Origin of the sequence: Streptomyces sclerotialus (assembly GCF_040907265.1) — a bacterium.
Lineage (GTDB): Bacteria > Actinomycetota > Actinomycetes > Streptomycetales > Streptomycetaceae > Streptomyces > Streptomyces sclerotialus.
The window spans coordinates 5,766,016-5,781,993 of the sequence record NZ_JBFOHP010000002.1; the positions used below are offsets into that span (position 1 = coordinate 5,766,016).

12 protein-coding genes are annotated in these 15,978 nt (G+C 73.2%); 9 read left to right on the top strand and 3 right to left on the bottom strand.

Features of this window, described 5'->3' with window-relative positions; all coding sequences use genetic code 11:
• Nucleotides 1-34: 34 nt before the first annotated feature.
• The 8 genes from AAC944_RS25625 (at nucleotide 35) to AAC944_RS25660 (ending at nucleotide 12,326) form a co-directional block, all read left to right on the top strand.
• The gene (locus AAC944_RS25625; RefSeq protein ID WP_051872390.1) at nucleotides 35-1,366 is read left to right on the top strand and encodes an ABC transporter substrate-binding protein; all 1,332 of its coding nucleotides are present in this window, start codon (nucleotides 35-37) and stop codon (nucleotides 1,364-1,366) included.
• Nucleotides 1,367-1,425: 59 nt separating this feature from the next.
• Nucleotides 1,426-2,307 (top strand): carbohydrate ABC transporter permease, encoded by an 882-nt coding sequence (locus AAC944_RS25630; RefSeq protein WP_030623817.1) that lies wholly within the window; start codon nucleotides 1,426-1,428, stop codon nucleotides 2,305-2,307.
• Nucleotides 2,304-3,197, top strand: a complete 894-nt coding sequence (locus AAC944_RS25635; protein WP_030623821.1) for a carbohydrate ABC transporter permease — start codon at nucleotides 2,304-2,306, stop codon at nucleotides 3,195-3,197. Before AAC944_RS25630 ends, AAC944_RS25635 begins: the two co-directional genes overlap by 4 nt.
• A 143-nt stretch (nucleotides 3,198-3,340) precedes the next feature.
• Nucleotides 3,341-5,455 carry a phosphocholine-specific phospholipase C gene (locus AAC944_RS25640; protein ID WP_030623824.1) on the top strand — a complete coding sequence of 705 codons (2,115 nt, stop codon included), beginning with the start codon at nucleotides 3,341-3,343 and terminating at the stop codon, nucleotides 5,453-5,455.
• 210 nt (nucleotides 5,456-5,665) lie between these two features.
• Nucleotides 5,666-7,915, top strand: a complete 2,250-nt coding sequence (locus AAC944_RS25645) for an MMPL family transporter (protein ID WP_037773475.1) — start codon at nucleotides 5,666-5,668, stop codon at nucleotides 7,913-7,915.
• Nucleotides 7,916-7,963: 48 nt separating this feature from the next.
• On the top strand, nucleotides 7,964-8,572 hold the full coding sequence (locus AAC944_RS25650; RefSeq protein ID WP_030623829.1) for a hypothetical protein: 609 nt from the start codon (nucleotides 7,964-7,966) through the stop codon (nucleotides 8,570-8,572).
• Between the two features lie 200 nt (nucleotides 8,573-8,772).
• Nucleotides 8,773-8,961 carry a hypothetical protein gene (locus AAC944_RS25655; RefSeq protein ID WP_030623831.1) on the top strand — a complete coding sequence of 63 codons (189 nt, stop codon included), beginning with the start codon at nucleotides 8,773-8,775 and terminating at the stop codon, nucleotides 8,959-8,961.
• 68 nt (nucleotides 8,962-9,029) lie between these two features.
• Nucleotides 9,030-12,326 (top strand): helix-turn-helix transcriptional regulator, encoded by a 3,297-nt coding sequence (locus tag AAC944_RS25660; RefSeq protein WP_037773477.1) that lies wholly within the window; start codon nucleotides 9,030-9,032, stop codon nucleotides 12,324-12,326.
• Between the two features lie 26 nt (nucleotides 12,327-12,352).
• Here AAC944_RS25660 and AAC944_RS25665 read toward each other — a convergent pair whose 3' ends face one another.
• The 3 genes from AAC944_RS25665 to AAC944_RS25675 all read right to left on the bottom strand — a co-directional run bounded on the left by AAC944_RS25665 (nucleotide 12,353) and on the right by AAC944_RS25675 (nucleotide 14,829).
• Complete coding sequence (locus AAC944_RS25665) at nucleotides 12,353-12,553, bottom strand: DUF6191 domain-containing protein (RefSeq protein WP_196943346.1); 201 nt, start codon at nucleotides 12,551-12,553, stop codon at nucleotides 12,353-12,355.
• 37 nt (nucleotides 12,554-12,590) lie between these two features.
• Nucleotides 12,591-13,748, bottom strand: a complete 1,158-nt coding sequence (locus tag AAC944_RS25670; RefSeq protein WP_030623836.1) for a PQQ-dependent sugar dehydrogenase — start codon at nucleotides 13,746-13,748, stop codon at nucleotides 12,591-12,593.
• Between the two features lie 88 nt (nucleotides 13,749-13,836).
• Entirely contained in the window at nucleotides 13,837-14,829 is a 993-nt protein-coding gene (locus AAC944_RS25675; RefSeq protein ID WP_030623839.1) for an aldo/keto reductase, read from the bottom strand.
• Nucleotides 14,830-14,917: 88 nt separating this feature from the next.
• On the opposite strand from AAC944_RS25675, the gene AAC944_RS25680 reads away from it, so the two are divergent.
• Nucleotides 14,918-15,877 carry a 2-hydroxyacid dehydrogenase gene (locus AAC944_RS25680; RefSeq protein WP_030623842.1) on the top strand — a complete coding sequence of 320 codons (960 nt, stop codon included), beginning with the start codon at nucleotides 14,918-14,920 and terminating at the stop codon, nucleotides 15,875-15,877.
• The last annotated feature ends 101 nt before the right edge of the window (nucleotides 15,878-15,978 follow it).

The following is a 15,978-nucleotide window of genomic DNA, read 5'->3' on the forward strand; positions in this document are numbered from 1 at the left end:
CCCCGTCCGCCCGCTTCCCGCCAGGAGAGAGCCGATGCGCCGTACCTCAGCAACCGCCGCCGGCTGCCTGCTCGCCGTCCTGCTGACGCTGCTCAGCGGCTGCGGCCAGGCCCCCGTCCGGGCCACCGCCGACAACTTCCAGCTCTCCGGACGCCCCCAGGGGCACCTGACGGTCCTGGAGAAGTGGGCGGACCCGGAGTACGCGCCGTACTTCAAGGCGGCGGTGCGGGAGTACGAGAAGCGCAACCCGGGCGTCACCATCGACCTCCAGGCCGTCGGCGACCAGCCCTACAAGGACCGGATCGCGGTGCTCGCCGCCTCCCGCGAGCTGCCCGACATCTATTTCGCCTGGCCGGGCCGGTACGCACACAAATTCGCCGAAGGACGGCTCGCCGCCGACCTCACCGGGCAGCTGCGCGGCACCCGTTGGGGGAAGACCTTCGAGCCCGACGCGCTGGACGCCTTCACCTTCGGCGGGCGGATCTACGGCGTGCCGCTGACCATGGACGCCAAGGTCTTCGCCTACAACGAGAAGATCTTCGCGAAGGCCGGGGTGCGGCGCGTCCCGCGGACCTTCCCCGAGCTGCTCACCGCCTGCGACCGGATCAGGAAGGCCGGGTACACGCCGCTGGCCTTCGGCAACCAGTACGGCTGGCCGGCCGGGCACCTGCTGACCCAGTTCAACGCCATGGAAGTACCGGCCGACGTGCTGGCCAGGGACTACGACGGCGCGGAAGGGGCCTTCACGCACCCCGGCTACACCCGTGCCCTCAAGGACCTGGCACGGCTGCGCGAGCGGTGCATGCCGGCCGGCGGCACCAGCATCAGCCACGAGTCGGCGCAGGCGCAGCTGCTGTACGGGAAGGCCGCCATGCAGTACCTGGAGACGCTGGAGTTCTCGTACCTGGACGAGAGCGGCGGCGCGCCGAAGGCATTCGCGGAGAACTGGGACTTCTTCGCGATGCCCGCGATCCCGGGCGGCGAGGGCTCGCCGCGCGCCGTGGCGGGCGGCACGGACGGCCTGCTCGTCTCCAACACCTCGCCGAACAAGGCGCTCGCCGTGGACTTCCTCACGTTCCTCACCGGCCGCGAACAGGCCCGGCAGATGGTGCGCGAGCTGGGCTGGCTGAGCGCGGTGAAGGGCACGGCGGACGCCGCGCGGCTGCCCGGACTGGCCGGCGCGCAGCGCACCGTGGCGCGCCACGAGATGTCGGTCTGGCTCGACACCCGTGCCGACGACAAGATCGTCAACCCCTACCTGTCGGCCGCCGACTCCGTGCTCGGCGGCAACACCACCCCGGAGCAGGCCATGAAGGCCGTACGCCGGGGCGCCGAGAACGCCCGCCGCTTCGGCGTCCGGCCCTGAGAGCACGCCGGTTCCGACACCCCCCACTCGTCCCGACCGCTCCCGAAGGAGGTGCACCAGTGACACGACGCCGCATCCGGCATACCTTCTACGTCGCTCCCGCGCTCGCGCTGATCGCGTTGTTCGTCTACTACCCGATCGTCGAGAACGTCCGGCTCAGCCTCTTCAAGTTCAGCGTCTTCCGGCCCGGCATGCGCTACGTCGGGCTGGAGAACTACCGGCAGGCCTTCCAGGACCCGGTCTTCTGGCACGCGCTGCTCAACAACGTCTGCTACGCGGTCACCTCGGTGGTCTTCCAGGTCGGCGCGGCGCTGGTGCTCGCCGCCGTCCTGGAGGAGCTGATCGGCCGGCGGCTGCGCGGGGTGCTGCGCGCCGTCTACTTCATCCCCGCCGCCGTCTCCATGACCGTCGCGGGTCTCCTCTTCCAGTTCCTGTACCAGCCGGACGCCGGGCTGGTGAACAGCGCCCTGGACGCGGTCGGGCTCGGCGGGCTCCGGCACGACTGGCTCGGGGACACCGCCACCTCCATCTGGGGCGTCATCAACATGAGCCAGTGGCAGTCGTTCGGGTACACCACGATGCTGCTGACCGTCGCGATCCAGCGCATCCCCCGCGAGCTCTACGAGGCGGCGACCGTGGACGGCGCGGGCCGGATCCGCACGTTCTTCCACGTCACCGTGCCGATGGTGCGCGAGATGACCACCCTGTTGATCATCCTCACCGTCTCCGGGGCCTTCCTGGTCTTCAACGAGGTGATGGTGATGACCGGCGGCGGTCCCGCCAACTCCAGCCAGGTACTGGGCACCTGGCTCTACGCCAGCGCCTTCACCGGCGACGACATGGGCTACGCCGCCGCGATCGGCACGGTGATCTTCCTCATCACCTTCGCCGCCGGCGCCCTCCAGCTGCTCCACTCGCGCAGAAAGGCGGTCGCCGCATGACCCTCACCCTCGGCAGGCCGGCCCGTACGGCACCGGCCCCCGCCCGGCCCGGTACGCGGCGCCCCGCCCGCTTCGGACCGGTCGCGGCGCGCGTGCTGGCCTACGGCGCGCTGGCCGCGCTCGCCGTCGCGGTGATCTATCCGCTGTGCTGGATGGCGCTGGCGGGCCTGAAGAGCAACGGCGAGATCTTCTCCGATCCCTGGGGGCTGCCCGCCGACCCGCGCTGGTCGACGTACGCCGACGCCTGGCACCAGGGCGTGCTCGGGTACCTGCTCAACAGCGTGCTGGTGACCTCGGCGAGCGTGCTGGCCGTCGTCCTCGTCAGCGCCTGGGCGGCCTACGGTCTCACCCGGCTGGACATCCCCTGCTCGCAGCCGGCGCTGCTGCTGGTGCTCGGCGCGATGATGCTCTCGCCGACCGTGGCCCTGGTCCCGCTGTCGCAGCTGCTCCAGGCGCTGGGCATCTACGACACCTACTGGGCGCTGATCGTCCTCTACACCGCCTTCAAGGTGCCCTTCACCACCTTCCTGATCCGCGCCTACCTGCTGGGGCAGCCGGTGGAGGTGGAGGAGGCGGCGTTCATCGACGGGGCGAGCCGGTGGCAGACGTTCTGGCGGGTGGTCGTCCCGATGGCCCGTCCGATCCTCGCCTCGGCCGCCGTCCTCCAGGCGCTGTTCGCCTGGAACGAGTACGCCTTCGCGCTGGTCTTCATCACCGACGACCGGCTCAAGACGCTGCCCGTCGGCCTCGCCGACATGGCGGGCCGGCTCAACTCGAACTGGCCGGTCCTCTTCGCGGGCCTGACCATCGCCGCGCTCCCGATGATCGTGATCTTCCTGATCGGGCAGCGGCACTTCGTCCGCGGACTGGCGGCCGGCATGGGCAAGTGAGGCCATCGGCAGGCCGAGCGAGGCCCGCTGTTCGCAAAGTTGTCATCCCGAGACGTATCGCGGGCCACGCAAGCGCTCTATCGTCCCCCGCGCACCACATCAATGGACCGACCGCGGACCATTGGGGACGACTGGAGGCGAGCGTGGCACCGGAGACAACGCGTAGACGGGTACTGGCAGTCGGCGCGGCGGCCGTGGGGGCGGCCGCCGCCGGTTCGCTGCTGCCGCCCTCGCTGCAACAGGCGCTGGCCGCCGACGCGGCACGGCCGGGCCGCACGGACGGCGGACTCGACGACATCGGGCACGTCGTCGTCCTGATGCAGGAGAACCGGTCCTTCGACCACTACTTCGGCATGCTGCGCGGCGTACGGGGCTACGCCGACCGCAACGCCATCACGATCCCCGGCGGGCGGAGCGTGTACGAGCAGCCCGCCCCGCTCGGCCGGACCGTGCTGCCCTTCTCCGTACGGGAGGCCGCGGCGGCGCAGAAGAAGGACCTCCAGTACATCGGCGACCTCGACCACGGCTGGGACGGCGGCGCCAAGGCCTGGCACGGCGGCTGGATGGACAACTGGGTCAGCGCCAAGACCGCGGCCACCATGGCGCACTACGACCGCCGGGACGTGCCGCTCCACTACGAGCTGGCCGACACCGTCACCGTCTGCGACGCGTACCACTCCTCGATCCACTCCTCCACCAGCCCCAACCGCAACCACCTGGTCAGCGGCTGGACCGGCTTCGAGGCGGACGGCAAGCGGGCGGTCGGCAACGACGCGTACGCGGAGGACACCCACCCCGGCTACGACTGGCCGACGTACGCCGAGCGGCTGGAGAAGGCCGGCCACAGCTGGCAGGTCTACCAGGAGTGGGACAACTTCACGGACAACAACCTGGAGTTCTACGCGAGCTTCAAGGCCGTCGCGAAGAAGGCCCTCGCCAGGGTCGGCGACCCGAGGATCCAGAACATGACGGCCTTCTACGCCAAGGTCGCGGACGCCGACGAGGCGGAGCGGAAGCGGCTGCAGGGCCTGCTGGAGGAGGGCGTGAAGGCGCTTTCGCGGGCTGACCGGAGCCTGTTCGAGCGCGCGCTGCGCCGCGGCGAGCCGGGCTCGACCGCCACCGCCTTCGCCGCGGACGTCGCCGCCGGGAAGCTCCCCGAGGTCAGCTACCTCGTCCCGGCCGCCGCCGACTCCGAGCACCCCGGCTCGTCCTCCCCGATCGCCAGCGCCACCCTTGTCTACAAGGTCCTCGACGCCCTCGGGAAGAACCCCGACGTCTGGCGGCGCACCGTCCTGCTGCTCACCTACGACGAGAACGACGGCTTCTTCGACCACGTCCCGCCGCCCGTCGCACCGGCCGGCACCGACGAGGAGTACTGGGACGGGCACCCCACCGGCCTCGGCATCCGGGTCCCGATGCTGGTGATCTCGCCCTGGTCGGTCGGCGGCTACGCCTGCTCCCAGGTGTTCGACCACACCTCGATCATCCGTTTCCTGGAGCGCTGGACCGGCGTCCGCGAGCCGAACGTCAGCGCCTGGCGGCGCACCGTCTGCGGCGACCTGACCAGCGCCTTCGACTTCTCCCGCGGCCGCCGGCAGCCCGCCGTCGACCAGCCGGGCCCGATCCCGCCCTTCACCGGGCGGTGGCGCCCCGAGCCGCCCGCCGAACAGCGGCTGCCGCGGCCGGAGGAGGGCACGCGCCCGGCCCGTCCGCTGCCGTACCAGCCCGATGCGGACGGCGCCTACGACCCGGCGGCCGGGCGGTTCCGGCTGGCGCTGCGCAACACGGGCGCGGCCAGTGCGCACCTCGCGCTGTACCCGTACGCGGCGGAATACGCCACCCCTCAGCACCGCGACGTACGGGGGAAGGCCGGCTGGGACGTACCGGTACGGGACGGGGCGTACGACTTCACGCTCACCGGGCCCAACGGCTTCCGGCGGGAGTTCGCCGGGACCGCGGCGGGGGAGGCGGCCGGGCTGCGGGTGAGCACCCATCTGGACGCCCGGGAGCGGGAGATCCACCTCACGCTCGTCAACCGAGGTGACCGGTCACTGACCGTCACGCTGGCCCCGCTGGCGTACTCCGGTGCGGCGCCGCGCACGGTGGAGCTGCCGGCCGGCCGCACCCGTACGCTCGCGCACCCGGCCGCCGGCGACCACGGGTGGTACGACCTAAACCTCACGGTCGCGCAGGACGAATCGTTCCGTCGCCGGCTGATGGGCCACATCGAGAACGGCGCGGAGTCCATAACGGGCTGATCCGAGCGGAGGCGGCCCTCCCGCTTCTTTGTGGGGAAGTGCACAAAGGGGTCAAAGGATCTTTTCGGGCTGTCACTCTTCTTGGACGCGGGCCCGCCGCCCCTTCGTCGGCAGGCGGCGGGCCCGCGCCGTCCCCCGCCCGTCCCGCGCTCGGCATCACCGGTGCTCCCGGAGTTCGACGCAACGCCCGGGAAAGCAGAAAAGGCCTTCATGACCGCACTCGCCCGGTGGTGTCTACGGCGCCGCGCCCTGGTCATCGTGTGGTGGCTCGCCGTCCTCGCGGGCGTCGCCGCCGCAGCCGGTGCGCTGGGCTCCTCGTACTCGAACGACTACGACGTGCCCGGCACCGAGTCCGGACGCGCGGCGGAACGGATGGCGGACGCCTTCCCCGGGGAGTCCGGGGACAGCGACACCATCGTGTGGCACACCGACTCCGGGACGGTGCGCGCGGACGCGGTACGGGACCGCATGGCACCGGCCCTGGACCGGATCGCCGAGCTGCCCGGAGTGGCCTCGGTGGACGGCCCGTACGACACCCGGACCGACGCCCCGGCGGACGGGGCCGCCGACCGGCGCGTCAGCGCCGACGGGCACACCGCCTACGCCTCCGTGGTCTTCGAGGCACCCGCCGACGACCTGGACGCGAAAACCGTGCAGGCCGTCGTGGACACCGCGCAGGACGCCTCCGGCGACGGCCTCACCGTCGCCCTCGGGGGTGCCGGGATCGGCCTCACCGACACGCCCAAGAGCCACCTCGCCGAGGCCATCGGCCTGGCGGCGGCCGCCGTCGTCCTCTTCCTGGCCTTCGGCTCCTTGGCCGCGACCGCCCTGCCGCTCCTCACCGCCGTCGTCGCGGTCGGCACCGCCTCGGCCGGCATCGGACTGCTCAGCCACGTCATGACCGTGGCCGACTTCGCGCCCATGCTCGGCATGCTCATCGGGCTGGGCGTGGGCATCGACTACGCACTGTTCGTCGTCACCCGGCACCGCAGGAACCTCCGGGCGGGCATGGGCGTCGCGGAGGCCGCGCAGAAGGCGGTGGCCGTGACGGGACGGGCCGTGGTGTTCGCCGGGGCCACCGTGTGCATCGCCCTCCTGGGCATGCTCGTCCTGCGGCTGAGCTTCCTCAACGGCGTCGCGCTCGCCGCCTCGCTGACCGTCGTGCTCACCGTGGCCGCCTCCGTGACGCTGCTGCCCGCCCTCCTGGGGCTGATCGGCACGCGCGTGCTGGGCCGCCGCGAGCGCGGCAGGCTGGCCGCCGAGGGGCCGGCCGTCGCGCACCCCACCGGCTTCGCCGTCCGCTGGTCCGGCTTCGTCGAGCGTCACCCCAAGCTGCTCGGCGCCCTCGCCGCCGGGATCATGCTCGTCCTCGCGCTGCCCACGCTCGGGCTGCACCTGGGCACCTCCGACCAGGGCACCGATCCGCCCGGCTCGACCACCCGGCAGGCGTACGACCTGCTGGCCGGGGGCTTCGGGTCCGGTTTCAACGGGCCGCTCACCCTGGTCGGCGACCTGGACGGGGCCGACGACCGGCTCGCCTTCGACGACCTCCCGGACCGGCTGCGGAGCACGCCCGGCGTGGCCCAGGTCAGCGGCCCGGAGTTCGACGGCAGCGGCAGCACGGGCGTGATCACGGTCGTCCCGGACAGCGCACCGCAGTCCCAGGAGACCTCCGGCCTGGTCGAACGGCTCCGCGGGGACGTCCTGCCGCAGGCCGCCGACGGCTCGACCCTGCGCGTCGACGTCGGCGGCGTGACCGCCGGCTACGACGACTTCGCCCACGTGATCGTCGGCAAGCTGCCGCTCTTCGTGGGCGTGGTCGTCACCCTCGGGTGCGTGCTGCTCCTGCTGGCCTTCCGCAGCATCGGCATCCCGCTCAAGGCCGCCGTCATGAACATCGCCGCGGTCGCCGCCTCCTTCGGGATCGTCGTCGCCGTCTTCCAGTGGGGCTGGGGCAGCGAGCTGCTGGGCCTGGGGAGCGGCGGCCCGATCGAACCGTTCCTCCCGGTGATCATGGTCTCGGTCCTCTTCGGCCTCTCCATGGACTACCAGGTCTTCCTGGTCAGCCGGATGTACGAGGAGTGGCGGCGCACCCACGACAACCGCAGGTCCGTACGGGTCGGTCTCGCCGAGACCGGCCGGGTGATCAACTCGGCGGCGGTCATCATGATCGCGGTCTTCTCGGCCTTCGTGCTCAGCGGCGACCGGACCATCGCGATGTTCGGCATCGGGCTGGCCGCCGCCGTCGCCCTCGACGCGTTCGTGCTGCGCACGCTCCTGGTACCGGCCCTCATGCACATGCTGGGCGGCGCGAACTGGTGGCTGCCGGGCTGGCTGGACCGGCGGCTGCCCCGGATCAGCATCGAGCCGCCGGAAGAGGCCCCTGAGGAGGCCCCGGACACCGTCGTGCCCGTTCCCGCGCCCCGGCACGCCGAGCGCGAGCCCCTGGTACCCCGCTGACGCGGCTCTCTCATACGACTCTCAGACGCGGCCCCTACGGTCGCGCCCATGGGTACCACGACGAGCAAGAACGACACCGAGAAGACCGAAGCGGCCACCGACGGCACGGCCGCCGACCCGAAGCCGGCGGCCGCCTCCGAGGAGCAGACCGCCGCACCGGCGGAGAAGGCCGCGGCCTCCGAGGACCGCGCGCCGGACACCGCCACGGAGGAGACCCGCGAGGAGGAGCTGCGTCCCGAGGACGCGCCCGTCACCGGGCAGGCCGCTCCCGTACGGCGCTCCATCGCGGCCGGCGCGGGCGCCGTCGCCGGTGCCGCGCTCGGCCTCGCCTCCCTGACCGGCACCTGGGCCGGCACGGTCCTGGCCGAGCGGCAGACCGTACTCGGCCAGATCAAGCTGCAGACCGGCAAGACCCAGGACCAGATCGCCGCCGTCTACACCACCCCCTGGCACACCACAGCGCTCGTCAACGGGATCTTCGCCCTGCTGGCCCTCGTGGTCACCGGCGTCGTCCTGCTCCGCCGCCCGCAGGCCGCCTGGACCAAGGCCGTCGCCTGGGGCGGGTTCGCGCTCGCCGTGCTCGGCCTGGTGATCGCCGGCGGCATGTACCTCGACCTGTTCGCGTCCGCGCCGAAGCTCGGCGCGGGCGGTTCCTGAGGGAGCCCGTACGACCGCACACGGAACACGGCAGGGGCCTTAGACCGCACGGTGAGACACCGCGGCGGAATCTAAGGCCCCTCCGGCTGTGGAGATCGGGAAGTTGCCCGATGTGGCGCACCCCCTGAGGCGGCGAGGCTGACGGCATACCGTTCAGCCGCCGTGGGAGCCGACTCCCGCGGCCCTTCACAGGGGGCACCATGCTCTACTACGAAGTCCAGCACCGGGTCCGCCACGAGGAGCTGCGCCGGGAGGCCGACCAGGACCGGCTGGCCCGTGAGGCCGCCGAAGGACGCCGCGCCGCCCGGTCCGCCGAGGACGAACCCGGAGGGCGGGTGAGTCGCAGGAGGGGCTGGTCCGTACGGGCCCGCCGCCGGGCCGCGGCCTGACGGGCACGGCCCGCTGAGGACGCCCGGTGACCGGGAAACTCGGTGCCGGACTGTCAGTCGCCTGTGCGATGCTCTGCGACGTGGAGACCAGGTCCGTCAGTAGCGTGTTCGTCGGCCGCAGCAGCGAGTTGAGCCTGCTGGGCGACGCGCTGACGCGCACCACGGCGTCCGGCGAGCCGCAGGCGCTGCTGATCGGCGGCGAGGCGGGCGTGGGCAAGACCCGGCTCATCGAGGAGTTCGCGGCGGCCGCGCGGGCCGCCGGCGCGCTCGTCGCCCTCGGCGGCTGCATCGAGATCGGCTCCGAGGGCCTGCCGTTCGCCCCCTTCTCCGCGATCCTGCGCGCCCTGCACGCCCGCCTGCCCGAGGAGCTGGCCGCCGCCGTCGCGGGCCAGGAGGGCGAGCTGGCCCGCATCCTGCCCGAGCTGGCCGAGGCCCCCGGCGAGTCCCACGACGACGAGCACGGCCGGGCCCGCCTCTTCGAGCTCACCGCCCGGCTGCTGGAGCGGCTCGCCCGCGACCGCAGCCTCGTCATCGTCGTCGAGGACCTGCACTGGTCCGACCGCTCCACCCGCGAGCTGCTCAGCTACCTGCTGCACACCCTGCACGACGCCCGGGTGCTGCTCCTCGCGACGTACCGCTCCGACGACGTCCACCGCCGCCACCCGCTGCGCCCCTTCCTCGCCGAGGTCGACCGGATGCGCACGGTCCGGCGCGCCGAGCTGGCCCGCTTCACCCGCGACGAGGTCCGCTCCCAGATGGCCGGCATCACCGGCCACGAGCCCGAAGAGGCCCTGGTGGGGCGGGTGTTCGAGCGGTCCGAGGGCAACGCCTTCTTCGTCGAGGAGCTGGCCTGCAGCATCCACGACGGCACCCTGCCCGGCCTCAGCGACTCGCTCCGCGACCTCCTCCTGGTGCGCGTCGAGGCGTTCCCCGAGCACACCCAGCGGGTGATCCGCACGGCCGCCGTGGGCGGCTCCACCGTCGAGCACGACCTCCTCGCGGCCGTCGCGGGACTGCCGGAGGACGGCCTCATCGAAGCCCTGCGGGTCGCCGTCGGCAGCAACACCCTCGTGCCCACCAGCGACGGCACGGGCTACCGCTTCCGGCACGCGCTGGTCCGCGAGGCCGTCCAGGACGACCTGCTGCCCGGCGAGCGGACCCGCCTGTACCGCCGGTACGCCGAGGCCCTGGAGGCCGACCCCGGCCTGGTGCGCGCCGAGGCGTGCGCGGCGCGCCTGGCCAGCTACTGGTACCACGCCCGGGACGCCGCCAAGGCGCTGCCCGCCGTGCTCACCGCCTCGGTCACCGCCCGCCGCCGGCATGCCTACGCGGAGCAGCTGCGACTACTGGACCGCGCCCTGGAGCTGTGGGACGACGTGCCCAAGGACGTCCGGCGCTCGGTCCGCCCGGTGGACTACGCCGAGGCGTATCCGGCCAGCGGCTGCGACGACGACGCGCTGCGCTACCTCGACCTGCTCGCCGAGATCGCGGTGGCCGCCCGGCTCTCCGGCGACCGCGAGCGCGCCTACACGGTCACCAAGCGGGCGCTGCGCGCGCTCGCGGGGGAGCAGGACCCGCTGCGCGAGGCATGGTTCCTCACCCAGCGCTCCCGGCTGGCGGAGAGCACGGGGCGCGGCGACGGCTGGGAGGACCTGGGCGCCGCCCAGGAGCTGGTGCGCGGGCTGCCGCCGTCCCCGGTGCACGCCGCGGTGCTCGCCCAGGCCGCCGCCTGGGGCGCGCTGCACGCCCCGGGCCCGGACTCCTTCACCGCCGCCGAACGGGCCGTGGAGCTGGCCCGCCTGGTCGGTGAGGAGGAGGTCGAGCTGAACGCCCGCCTGACGCTGTACGGCCTCCAGGTCTCCTCCGGGGACGTGGACGGCGGCCTGGCCGGCTTCCGGGAGGCGCTGGACCGCGCCCTGGAGCGCGGCTTCTCCGCCGTCGTCGCGCGCGGCTGCACCAACCTTCCCTCGCACCTGGAGTCGGTGGGCCGGTCCCAGGAGGCGGTGGCGGCCACCGAGCGCGGGCTCGCCCTGACCGACCACTTCGGCATGAAGGACTCCCGCGGCTGGGTGTACGGCAACCGCGCCAAGAGCCTGCTGTCACTGGGCCGCTGGGCGGAGGCCGCCGAGGCCGCCGCGGCCTGCCGGCGCCTCGCCCTGGGCAACCGCACTCGCGCGCTGGCCGCGTCCCGGCTCGCCGATCTCGCCCTGCTGCGCGGCGACACCGACGCCGCCGCCGAAGAACTGGAGCAGGCCCGGGCCCACTTCGGCAGCTACGAGAACCAACCCCAGCACAGCCTCCCCATGACCCGCTTCGCGTACGAGATCACCGTCCGGCGGGAGGGCGTGGTCGCGGCGCGCGCCGTGCTGGAGCCGCTGCTCACGGCCGGATTCCCGCTCGGTACGTACAACTTCGGCTGGCCGCTGCTGTGGCGGGCCGTCGCGGCGGAGGCGGACGCCCGGGGGCTGCCCGCCGCGGCGCCGGGCCGGGACGAGTTCCTCGCCCGGCTGGCCGCCGCGGTGAAGACGCTGCCCCGCCCGGTCCCGGTGTGGCAGGCGTACGGCCGGCTGGCCGAGGCCGAGCTGCGGCGGGCCGAGGGACGGCCGTCACCGGAGCGCTGGGCCGAGGCGGTCACCGCGCTCCGGCAGGTCGAGCGGCCGTACGAGCTCGCCTGGGCCTGCCTGCACTGGGCGGAGGCGCTGCTGTCCTCCGGCCCGGTGGCCCGCGGCCCCCGCGAGGCGGCCACGGCGCTGCTCGCCGACGCGCGGGCGGCGGCCCGCTGGATGGGCGCGGGCCCGCTGGCCGTGGAGATCGACCAGCTGGCCGTACGGGCCCGGCTCACGCTGCCGGCGGAGGCGGAGGACACCGACGGGCCCGGGGACGCCGACGGGCGGGGACCGGAAGCCGGGGCGGCACCGCGGTGGCCGGGGGCCGAAAGGGCGTGGCGTCCGGCGATCACGGCGGGTGCGGCACCGGCGGGGGTGACCGGAGCGGCTGCCACGGCCACGGCGGCGCCCGCGCGCCACGAGGGCGCCGCGGCGCAGCCGGGGCGAAGACCCGGAGATCCCGCGCCGGCGCCCGCACCGTCAGGCCCGCCGCACGTCCCGGCGGGGGACCCGGCGGCGGAGTCCGTCGGTGGCGCCACCCCCGACTCGCTGGGGCTCACACCGCGGGAGCAGGACGTGCTGCGGCTGGTCGCGGCGGGCCGCAGCAACCGCCAGATAGCCGACGCGCTCTTCATCTCGCCCAAGACCGCGAGCGTGCACGTCTCCAACATTCTGGCGAAGCTCGGCGTCTCGGGACGCGGCGAGGCGGGCGCACTGGCGCACCGGCTGCGGCTGTTCCCCGAAGCGGAATCAGCCTGAGACGGCCGGGGGCATGACACAGGCTCTCAGGCCGCCGGGCGCGGCAGGCGGACGACCACCCGCCCGGAGGCGAGGTCGACGGGGCCGCGCCCCGGATCGGCGTCACCGACGTCCGTGACCACGAGGGAGAGCTTCTGCCGCTCGTCCTCGGTGTGCTTGCGGCTCGGCGCGAAGAGCTCTTCGGCGAGGTTGAACATCGCGACCCCCTGGCGTGGCGTCCTGCTCACTGCGGTCAGTGTAGGCACGCGCGCCGCAAAAAGGACATCATGTGATCTTCAGCCGCAGAATCCGGTCATCGCCCTTCTCCGGCGTACCCCGCTTGTCCGTCTCGCTGGTGACCAGCCACAGCCCGCCGTCACCCGTGGGGACCACCGTCCGCAGCCGCCCGTACTTCCCCGCCAGGAACGCCTGCGGCTCCGCCACCGGCTCCGTCCCCCGCAGCGGGACGCGCCACAGCCGCTCGCCGCGCAGCCCGGCCATCCACACCGACCCCTTGGCGTACGCGATGCCGCTGGGCGAGGCGTCCGCCGGGCGCCACTGCTCGACCGGCCGTACGGAGGAGCCGCCGCCGCTCCTGCCCTCGGCGCCGGGCCAGCCGTAGTTCCCGTCCGGCCGGATCAGGTTCAGCTCGTCCCAGGTGTCCTGGCCGAATTCCGACGCCCACAGCCGCTTCCCGGCGTCCCAGGCCAGCCCCTGGACGTTGCGGTGGCCGTAGGAGTAGACGACGGAGTCGGCCGACGGATTGCCGTGCACCGGCTCGCCGTCGGGCGTCATCCGCAGGATCTTGCCGCCCAGCGAGTCCTTGTCCTGGGCCTGTTCGCCGTCGCCGGTCTCGCCCGTACCGGCGTACAGCATCTTGTCCGGGCCGAACGCGATCCGCCCGCCGTTGTGGATGTGACCCTTGGGAATGCCCTTGAACACCGTGTCGGGCGCGCCCAGTTGGTCGCCGGCCGGCCGCCTGTCGTTGTAGATCATGCGCGCGATGCGGTTGTCGGACGCGGTGGTGAAGTACGCGTACACCAGGTGGTCGGCGCCGAACGTCGAGGACACCGCGAGGCCCAGCAGCCCGCCCTCGCCGTCCGCCGCGACGCCGGGCACCGAGCCCAGCTCGGTCTTCTTCCCGCTCTCCCCGTCCACCTTGACGATCTTCCCGGTGTCCCGGGACGCCACGAGGAGGTCGCCACCGGGCAGTACGGCGACGCCCCAGGGGGAGTCCAGGCCGGTGGTGAGGGTGTCGACGACCTGCACGGAGCCCTTGGCGGGGGCCGCCGACGGGGTGCTGTGCGGTGCCGCCGAGCCGGTGGCGCCGCGCGACGGACCGGTGGACTTCCCGGCCGCGCCGGGGGAGCCGTCCCCCGAGGAACAGCCCGCCGCCAGGAGCAGGGCGGCGGTCAGCGCGGCGGTCGCGGTACGGCGTGGCACGGCGGGCGTCCTCTCGTCGGCGGGCCGCACCAGCACACCACATACGGCGCCCCGCCGTCCGGATCTCGCCCCGGCCGCCCCCGGGCGCTCAGTCCCACGACCCCCGGGCCGGCGGCAGGGAGGCGATCTCGGCGAAGTCGTGACGGGTCAGCCGTACCGCGGCGGCCTTGGCGTTCTGGATGGCCCAGCGCTCCTTCTTCGCGCCCGGCACCGGGACGACGTGCCGGCCCTGCGCCAGCACCCAGGCCAGCGCGACCTGCCCCGGCGTCACCCCGTGCCGCGCCCCCACCCGGCGCAGCCCCGCCACGACCGGCTGGTTGGCGGCCATCATCTCCGCCGTGAAGCGCGGGTGCCGGGCCCGCATGTCCTCCGGCTCGAACCCCTGGCCCGGCGTGAGCGTGCCGGTGAGGTAGCCGTTGCCCAGCGGCATCGCGGCGAGGAAGCCCACGCCGCGCGTCTCGCACCACGGCAGCAGCGCCTCCAGCGCCTCCGGCGACCACACGGACAGCTCCGCCTCCACGCTGCTGACCGGGAACACCTGCTGGACGCGCTCCAGTTGGCGCAAGGTGGTGTCGTGCGTACGGGCACCGCGGCGCCTGGGGGCCCGCGCGCCGACCGCGCACAGCCCGAGCGCCCGGACCTTCCCGGCCGCCACCAGCTCCGCCATCGCCCCCCAGGTCTCCTCTATCGGCACCTCGGGATCGGCGCGGTGCAGCTGGTAGAGGTCGATGTGGTCGGTCTGCAGGCGGCGCAGCGAGGCGTCACAGGCCCTTTTGACGTAACCGGGGCGGCCGTTGGCGACGATGTGCTGCTCGCCGACGAGCAGCCCGACCTTGGTCGAGACGAACGCCTCCGCGCGGCGCTGCTTCAGCGCCCGCCCCACCAGCAGTTCGTTGGTGAACGGTCCGTACATGTCGGCAGTGTCCAGCAGAGTGCAGCCCCGGTCGAGCGCGGCGTGCACGGTCCGCACCGAGCTCTCCCCGTTCCGCTGCGACGCGGTGTACCCCCAGCTCATCGGCATGCAGCCGAGCCCGATTGCGCCCACTTCGAGCGCCGCCGCACCGATTGTCCTGCGCTCCACCTGGTCGTGCCTCCGTCCCCTCGCCCCGGTCAAGGGCGCTGACCAAACTAACGTCTGATGAGGGGCACTCTTCGCATAGCCTCGGGCCATGGCTTCCGCAGACACCACTCGCGCCACCGACGTCTGGCTCCCCATACCGGCCACCGAGATCGACGGGCTCCCCGAGGACCTCTCCTACGTCCACTGGGACGCCGGCCCCGAATACCCCGCCGATCCCGCCCGCTGCGCCTTCTACGCCGTCCCCTACATGAAGCCCGCCGACCGGATCCTGCGCCCGCTGACCGAAATGGCGAACGTGCGCGTCGTGCAGACCCTCACGGCCGGCATCGAGCACATGCTCCCCGCCGTACCCCAGCTGCCGGCCGGTGCCAGACTGTGCAACGCGCGCGGACTGCACGACGCCAGCACCGCCGAGCTGGCCCTCACGCTCGTCCTCGCCGCGCTCCGCGACCTCCCCACGTTCGTCCGGGCCCAGGACGCGGGGGAGTGGCGGCAGGGCTTCCGTGACTCGCTGGCCGACAAGTCCGTCCTCATTGTGGGCTACGGTTCGATCGGAAGTGCCATCGAAGACCGGCTCACGCCTTTCGAGTGTGCGCGGGTGGCGCGCATTGCGCGCACCGCCCGTGACACCGTGCGCGGTCCTGTGCTTCCACTCGCCGAACTGCCCGCCCTCTTGCCTCAGGCCGACGTCGTGATCATGGCCACGCCGCTCACCGACGACACGCGTGGCCTGGTCGGAGCCGATTTCCTGGCCCGTATGAAGGACGGCGCACTGCTCGTCAACATCGCGCGCGGGGGTGTCGTCGACACCAAGGCGCTCCTCGCCGAACTGGAGTCGGGACGGCTCCGGGCAGCACTCGATGTAACCGACCCGGAACCGCTGCCTGCCACGCATCCCCTGTGGCACGCTCCCGGCGTGCTCATCACTCCGCACGTCGGTGGCCCCAGTACTGCATTCCTGCCCCGTGCGAAGCGGCTTCTCCGTGATCAACTGCGGCTTTTCGCGGCCGGCGAGCCGCTGCGCAACGTCATCACGACCGCCGGCTGACGGGTTGACCGTAGCTCTCCGGAGTCGTACGACTGCGTCCCGTACCACCACTTCGGGCGCCAGTCACGCTCTGTAGAGCGACTATGTCCCTGTGTGACGGA